Source organism: Gemmatimonadales bacterium, assembly GCA_035502185.1.
Lineage (GTDB): Bacteria > Gemmatimonadota > Gemmatimonadetes > Gemmatimonadales > JACORV01 > Fen-1245.
The window spans coordinates 1-7,496 of record DATJUT010000076.1 but is presented as its reverse complement, the minus strand read 5'-3'; the positions used below and the strand labels follow the sequence as shown (position 1 = coordinate 7,496).

The 7,496-nt window shown below is 73.0% G+C and carries 6 protein-coding genes; 4 read left to right on the top strand and 2 right to left on the bottom strand.

What is annotated here, in order from left to right; translation table 11 throughout:
• The 4 genes from VMF70_10360 to VMF70_10345 form a co-directional block, all read left to right on the top strand.
• Positions 1–219: hypothetical protein (locus tag VMF70_10360; GenBank protein ID HTT68420.1), on the top strand; the 219-nt coding region annotated here is incomplete at its 5' end.
• Between the two features lie 140 nt (positions 220–359).
• Positions 360–2,732 carry a hypothetical protein gene (locus VMF70_10355; GenBank protein HTT68419.1) on the top strand — a complete coding sequence of 791 codons (2,373 nt, stop codon included), beginning with the start codon at positions 360–362 and terminating at the stop codon, positions 2,730–2,732.
• Positions 2,733–2,775: 43 nt separating this feature from the next.
• Entirely contained in the window at positions 2,776–3,411 is a 636-nt protein-coding gene (locus tag VMF70_10350) for a zinc ribbon domain-containing protein (protein ID HTT68418.1), read from the top strand.
• A gap of 1 nt (position 3,412) precedes the next feature.
• Positions 3,413–4,528 carry a hypothetical protein gene (locus VMF70_10345; GenBank protein HTT68417.1) on the top strand — a complete coding sequence of 372 codons (1,116 nt, stop codon included), beginning with the start codon at positions 3,413–3,415 and terminating at the stop codon, positions 4,526–4,528.
• 24 nt (positions 4,529–4,552) lie between these two features.
• On the opposite strand, the gene VMF70_10340 is transcribed toward VMF70_10345, so the two are convergent.
• Positions 4,553–5,431 carry an alpha/beta hydrolase gene (locus VMF70_10340; protein ID HTT68416.1) on the bottom strand — a complete coding sequence of 293 codons (879 nt, stop codon included), beginning with the start codon at positions 5,429–5,431 and terminating at the stop codon, positions 4,553–4,555.
• A 148-nt stretch (positions 5,432–5,579) separates the two neighbouring features.
• Positions 5,580–7,496, bottom strand: a 1,917-nt coding sequence (locus VMF70_10335; GenBank protein ID HTT68415.1) for an FtsX-like permease family protein, incomplete at its 5' end; no start/stop codon positions are given.

The following is a 7,496-nucleotide window of genomic DNA, read 5'->3' as shown; positions in this document are numbered from 1 at the left end:
CGCTCCTGGAAGCTCTCGGCACGCGAGCTGGACCTGCCGGGCGTACATCCGGTCTTCGGCCGGGTGAGCCTCCGGCAGCTGCTCGCCGCGTGGGTGGTGCACGACCTCGGCCACGTCGCCCAGATCGCGCGGGTGATGGCCAAGCAGTACGGCGACGCGGTGGGGCCGTGGGTCCCGTTCCTGCCCGTCCTCACCGACCACCCGGTGCCGCGGTCCTAGCCGCGGCGATACGGCCGGCCTTCCGTCCGGACCGCGGTTGCTGCGGCTTCGCGCCGCGGGCAAGTTAGTACCGCCGGCTCCGCGCAACGGCGCCTGAGCCTGCGCATCCTCCGACACCCGGGCGAGCGATGAACCGCACTGTGAGGTGTCTTCCGATCCTGGCCCTGCTCCCGATTCTCCCGTGCCGCCTGGAGGCGCAGGCCCCCGCGACGCCGGCGGCGCAGCCCCAGATGGTGGATCCGGCGATCGACGACGCCCCGGGCCCGTTCTCCTACTACAGCCGTCCCACGGACGCGATCGGCATCATGGACGGCCGCGGCACGGAGGTGACGCCGGAGGGCTACCTGTACACGGGCTACGGCGAGCTGATGTTCCTCGCGGGGCCCACCCTCGATCCGGTGCGGCAACGGATCCGGACGCTCCGCGACGGGTGGCTGCCGGTGGTCGAGTACGAGGTGCGGCGCGGCGACGTGGCGTACGGCTTCACGCTGTTCGCCACGACGCTGGACGGGGCGCCGGAGAGCCCCGTGGTGGACTTCGTGCGCGTGACGATGACCAACACCGGCACCGCGGCCGCCCGCGCCCGGCTCGCCTTCGCCGCGCGGTACACGGGCCCCTCCACCAGCGGCTCCGCTACGGGCGACAACCGCTTCCGGCGCCCGGCGAGCGCGCAGCGACTCGGCCAGTACGAGCAGCCCGGAGTCCCCTTCGACACGGCGTGGACCTACGGCTTCGCCGACGGGGCGTTCCTGAGGGGCGGGAAGGCGTTCTACCTGTTTCCCGCCGTCCCCGCGCCGGAGCTGCGACTGGCGCTCGGCGCGGCCGGCAGCGTCTCGGGGACGGTGGCGCCGGCCCGGCTCGGCGTGCAGCAGACCACGCCGGTCGGCGTCGCGGTCTTCGACACGGTGCTCGCGCCGGGAGCCTCGCACGCGCTGGTGGCCAAGCTGCCCTACGCGCCGGTGGCGCCGGACGATCCGTTTCTCGCGCGGGTCCGCGCGGCCTCGTTCGACGACTACCTCGCGCGCACGGAGTCGTTCTGGCGGGACGTCGCCGCGCGCGGCATGCAGATCGCCCTCCCCGAGCGGAAGGTGGTGGACGCCTGGCGTGCGAGCCTGGTGTACGACCTGATGGCGCGGGACAAGCGGGGCGACGCCTACGTGCAGGCCGTCAACCAGTTCCACTACCACGCCTTCTGGCTGCGGGACGCGTCGTTCATCACCAGGGCCTACGACGTCACCGGCTACCCGGCCGTGGCGGCGCAGGTGCTCGACTTCTTCGGCGGCTGGCAGCAGACGGACGGCAACTTCGTGAGCCAGGGCGGCCAGTACGACGGGTGGGGCCAGGCGCTGTGGGCGTACGGGCAGCACTTCCGCCTGACGCGCGACACGGCCTTCGCGGCGCGGGTGTTCCCCGCCGTGCAGCGCGCGGTCGCGTGGCTGCACGCCGCCCGCGCGGCCGACGCGCTCCACCTGGTGCCCTCCACGACGCCGGGCGACAACGAGGACATCACCGGCCACGTGACCGGCCACGACTTCTGGGCGCTGGCGGGGCTGCACGGCGCCATCAGTCTCGCCGATGGCCTCGGGCGCAAGGCCGACGGCGACGCGTTTCGGCGCGAGTACGCCTCGCTCAGGGGGGCGCTGGTGGTCGCGCTGGTTCGGGCGACCGGGGTCACGCGCGGCTACATCCAGCCGGGGCTGGACGCGCGCGGGGGCCAGGACTGGGGCAACATGATGGCCGTGTACCCGGAGCGCGTCCTCGACCCGCACGACCCGATGGTGACCGCGACCCTGGACAGCACCCGCGCCAAGTACGCCGAGGGGATCATGACCTACGGCGACCGCTCCTGGCTGCACGACTACCTGACGATGAAGAACACCGAGACCGAGGTGATCCGCGGCGACCAGCAGCTCGCACTCGGCGAGCTGTACGCCGTGCTGCTGCACACCAGCGCGACCCACGCCGGGTTCGAGTACGACGTGCGCCCGTGGGGCGACCGCGACTTCCACCACAACCTCGCGCCGCACGGCTGGTTCGCCGCCTGCTACCGCACGCTGCTCCGCGACATGCTGGTGCGGGAGGCGGACACCGACCTGCACCTGCTCTCGGTGGTCTCGCCGGCGTGGCTCGCGCCGGGCGACAGCATCGTCGTGCGCGGCGCGCCCACGGACTTCGGGCCGGTCGACTTCCGCCTCGACGTCACGGGCGACAGCGGCGCGACGCTGCAGATCGCGCCGCGCTTCTGGCGCCCGCCGGCGCGGGTCGTCGTGCACGTCCCGTGGTTCGTCGCCGTGCGGGAGGCGAAGGCGGACGGCCGTGCGGTGCGCGTGGAGAACGGCGCAGTGGCGCTCGCGGCGGGAGCCCGCACGCTGGAGCTGCGGTGGTCCCGCCGCGGCGACACGAGCGCCGCGAGCTACGATGCGACGGTGCGGAGCTACCGGGCGGAGTACCGGCGCCGCTGGGAGCGGTGGATCGGCGGCGGCTCGTCCCTCACGCCCGCGCGGGAGCCTTGACGGCGCCGCGGCCGGCGAATCTCTTAGGCGCAAAGGAGCATCCATGGCGACGATTCCGTTCACCGACAACTACCAGGACCTGTCGTCCAATCGCGGCTTCCAGTTCAAGTTCATGTGCCAGAAGTGCGGCAACGGCTACATGTCCACGTTCCAGTCCAACACGCTGGGCACCGCGGCGGCGGCCGCGAACGCGGCCGCGTCGCTCCTGGGCGGCATCTTCGGTCGCGCCGCCTCCGGCGCGGAGGCGCTGCAGGCCGCGGTGGCCGGCCCGCAGCACGACGCGGCGCTGAAGGCGGCGGTCACGGAGATCAGCCCGCTGTTCAAGCAGTGCACCCGCTGCGGCCAGTGGGTGTGCGAGCCGGTGTGCTGGAACAAGAAGGCGGGGCTGTGCGAGAGCTGCGCGCCCGATCTCGACGAGGAGATCGCGGCGGCGCAGGCGCAGGCGGCGAAGGAGCAGGCCGTCGAGAAGGCCAAGAGCGTGGACTACCTCGCCCAGCGCAACCTCGCCCAGGTCGCGGCCGCGGTCTGCCCCAAGTGCGGAGCGAAGACGCAGGGCGGGAAGTTCTGCCCCGACTGCGGCGCCGCGATCTCGGCCAAAAAGAAGTGCCCGAGCTGCGGGGCCGAGGCGGACGGCTCCCCCAAGTTCTGCCCGGAGTGCGGCAAGGCCTACGGGAGCTGACGTGAACGAGGAGGTGCGGCGCTCGCCGGCGGCGTTCGCGCTCGGGAGCGCGCCCGGCGCGGCCGGCGCCCAGGGCGAGGCGGAGGCGGTGATCGGCGACGACGGCATCGGCGTCGGGCCGGTCACCGTTGCGTTCCTGGATGCCGATGCGGTGCGCGCCGCCGACTACCGCATCGAGCTGGACCTCTGGCCGTCGGGGCGGCTCACCCTCTCGCAGCTGGGCCGGCGATTCGACGCGTTCGCCGCGGAGCTGCGGCGGTCGCGGAACCAGGCCCGCGTGGCCGGCCTGCTCGCGCATGGCATCGCGATGCCGGAGGTGTACCCGGGCGCGCTGCTCGACGGGCGGTCGGCCCGCGGCGCCGAATTGCAGGTGTACGACACCCACCTCACCGCCGTGCCCGACGACGCGGACCCGTTTCAGCTGCCGCTCGGTGCCCTGACGGCCGTGACCGCGTCCGACGACCCGCCGTCGGTCGTGCTCGACGCCGGCGGGCAGCGCACGGTCGTGGGGCAGCTCGGCCGGAGGCGCGACGCGTTCCAGGCGGCGGTGATGAAGCGGCGCGACGCGCAGGCCAGGCTCCTGGCGGTGCTGACGGGCGTCGCCGGCTTCGCCGACGGCCTCGCCCTGCCGAGGTCGAAGGTGACCGGCTTCGACGCGCTGCTGCAGCGCGTCACGGCGGCCGAGCGGTCGGACTGCGCCGCCGCTCTCCTCGCCGCCGGGAAGGGCGGGGAACCGCGCCTCGGCTTCGTGCAGCTGCTCGATCCCGACGCCGACGCCCTGCAGCCGCCGTCAGCCCTTCCCGAGAACTGGGCGGCGTTCCTGCTCGTCCCCGCCGGCCGGCTCGTCGCGCTCGAGATCCTCGCGGGCCCCTCGGCGGCCAGCTACGTGTTCGAGGGCGAGGCCGACGCCATCGGCCGCGATCTCCAGGCCCTGCACCTGAGGCGCGGTCCGCTGGCCTTGTCGGACCAGGACGCCGAGCCGACGCCCGCGAACCCGTACCGCCTCGCGCTGCGCCGCCTCGAGCCGCTGCGGCGGCTGCGTGCAGCCACGCGGGCGCGGGTCATCCACAACGAGGGGTGGGCGGAGGCGCTGAAGGCCGCGCTCGCCCGGGCGTGAGCCGCCGCCAGCGGCCAATCTCGGTCAGGCGAAGCGGCGGATGAAGGCCAGCGCGGTGTCGGCGACCTCGCGCCAGCCGTGGTCGATCGTCAGCGCGTGCCCGCGGTCCTGGATCTCCACGATCTCGGTGACGCCCGGGTTGTGCCGCTGCCGCCGGAACGACGCGTTCGCGATCGCCCACGGCACCGTGTGGTCCCGCTCGCCGGAGACGATCAGCAGCGGCCCGCGGCCGGGGTTCGCGGTGTCCACCCTGGCCTCCGTCCACGGATTGAGGTTCGCGGCCGCGGCCTGAAACAGCGGCTTCCCCGGCGCCGGCACGGCGAAGGTCTGGTGGAGCTCCCGGGCCTCCGTCTCGCTGACCGCGTTGGCGAAGCCGTAGCGGAACTGGGCGAACGTCAGTGGCACGGCGCGGCCGAGGTTGGCCGGGTTGCCGAGGATCGGCCACGCGGACTTCAGGGCCGAGAGCGGGAGCGGCAGCACGCCGCGGAACGGCGCCGGGTCGATGGCCACGGTCACCTTGGCGAGCCCGCGCCCGGCGAGGATCTGCGCCAGCAGGCCGCCGAGCGAGTGGCCGACGACGGCGGGCTTCGTCTTGAGCGCGCGAACGATCGCCGCGAGGTGGTCCGCCACCTGCGCGATGCCCTTGCCGGCCAGGCGTTCGGGGTGTGCGTTGGCTTCGGCGACGGTGGCGGGGTCGTCGGGCCAGCTGGGCGTGAGCGCCGCGTAGCCGGCCTCCTCGAACATCTTCGCCCACCGATCCCAGCTGCCGGGCAGCAGCCAGAGGCCGTGGACGAACACGACCGGCGGCCGCGCCGTGCCGTTGGCGCGCTCGATCTGCCTCGCTTCGTCGTTCGTCATCGTCGCGGAGCGCGAGGCCGCGGATCCGGGTGTCGCGTTCGTCATGATTCCTCCGGCGTTGCACGTGGCCGCGGCCTCGAGGGGTGCAAGGCCGGTCCCGGGCGCGGACTCTGCCATCGGATCGTTTGGAAAGTGTCCTGAAGGTGGCACGGCTCCCCCCGGGACTGCCAGCCGGGGGGGGGACGATGCGCCGCTACTCGGTCCTGAGCGCCTGCATCGGGTCCACGCGAGCGGCACGCCGTGCCGGCAGGACGCTCGCCAGCACCGCCACCGCGAGAAGGGCTGCCGCCACCGTGGCGAACACCAGAGGATCGCGCGGCGAGACCTGGAAGAGCAGCGGCTTCACGAAGCGGCTCACCACCAGAGCCACGACCGCCCCGAGCACGACGCCCACCACCGCCAGCTTCATCCCCTCGCGAAGGACGAGCCGCACGACGTCACGCGTCTGGGCACCGAGCGCGATACGCACGCCCATCTCCTGGGTCCGCTGCGCCACATTGTAGGCGATGACGCTGTAGAGTCCGATCGCGGCCAGGGCCAGCGCCAGTGCGCCGAACACGGTGAACATCGTGGCGCCGAGGCGCCAGGACTGCATCTCGTTGCCGACGATGTCCGAGAGCGGCGTCACGGTGACGTAGGACACGCCGGGCATCAGCGCCTGCAGGCGCCGCCGCACGGTCTCCTGCGCGGCGGCCGCGGGGCCGGTGGTGCGGACGAACAGCCCGCCCCCGTCGGGATTGAACTGCGCGCACGACATGTAATAGAAGTAAGACCGGGTCGTATTGTCGTTCCCGAGGTCATAGGCCTTGATGTCCTGGGCGATCCCCACGACGGTGCTGCAGGGCACCGTGTCGCTGCCCACGCGGATGCATTGCCCCAGCGCCTGCTGCCCCGGCCAGAGCACCTTCGCCATGGACTGCCCGACGACGATCACGCGCGGCGCGCCGGCGACGTCGTTGTCGGCGATACCGCGCCCCGCCAGGAGCCGCGTCCCCATCGTGGCGAAGTAGCTTGGCGACACCGCGTTGAGGTCGAACTCTCCGAAGCGCTGCACCGAGTCTATGCCGGCGACGTGCAGGTCGGTGTTCCACATGCTCCAGAAGGGCACCGTGACCTGCCGGGATGACTGTACGACGCCCGGAATGGTCCGCGCCTCCTCCAGCAGACGGGTGCGCAACGCCACCCGACCCGCGCTGTCCAGGTTCACCCCGCGCATCTGGAGATCCACGATCAGGACCGGATCCACGTCGTAGCCGAGCGGCACCGTGCGCACGTTGCGGAGCGAGCGGACGAACAGCCCGGCACCGACGAGCAGGACCACCGCCAGCGTGCCCTGGAGCACCAGCAGCACCACGCGGGTGCGGGAGCGGACGACGCCGCCTTCCCGCGCTCCGGCCTTGAGATCGCCGGTGAGGTCGGCGCGCCGCACCTGGAGGACCGGCGCCAGGCCCGTCAGGAAGCCCGCGGCGAGCGCCGCGACGCCCGCGAAGAGCAGCGTGCGCGGGTCCGACACCACGGTGGCGTCGGCGGTCTTGGGCAACAGCTCGGCGCGCAGCACGCGGCCGCCGAACTGCGCCACCAGCACGCCGGCGCCGCCGCCCAGGACCGCCACCAGCACGCTCTCGGTGAACAACTGGGAGAGCAGTCGCGCGCGGCCCACACCCAACGCGATCCGGACCGCGATCTCCCGGCGGCGCCTCAGAGCGCGCGCCAGCAGCAGGTTGGCGACGTTCGCGCAGGCGATGAGCAGGACGACCAGCGCCACGCCTCCGATCCAGGTCGCGACCTTCGCTTCGCTCGACTCGTCCGGCCCGCGCTCCGACAGCACCGACGCGACGATCCCGTGCGGTCTGGCGATCGCGACCGGCGTAATCCCGTGATCAACATCTCCCTGGGCGGTGTAGCTCCGGAGGTAGGCGGAGGTGAGGTCGGCGTTCGCTGCGGCCAGGCTGACGCCCGGCTTTCGCTCGGCGATCATCGAGGCCCAGGTCCAGTGGTACGTGCCGTACCAGGTCTCGCCGCTGATGCGGATGCTGGTCCACATCTCGGCGCCGTAGGCGGTGATCGGCACGATGACCGCCGGAGGCTGGTCCGGCCACAGGCCGACGAA

Excerpts from the sequence above, each read along its gene's own strand:
- VMF70_10350 (HTT68418.1), top strand. The coding sequence starts at position 2,776 with ATGGCGACGATTCCGTTCACCGACAACTACCAGGACCTGTCGTCCAAT.
- VMF70_10340 (HTT68416.1), bottom strand. The coding sequence starts at position 5,431 with ATGACGAACGCGACACCCGGATCCGCGGCCTCGCGCTCCGCGACGATG.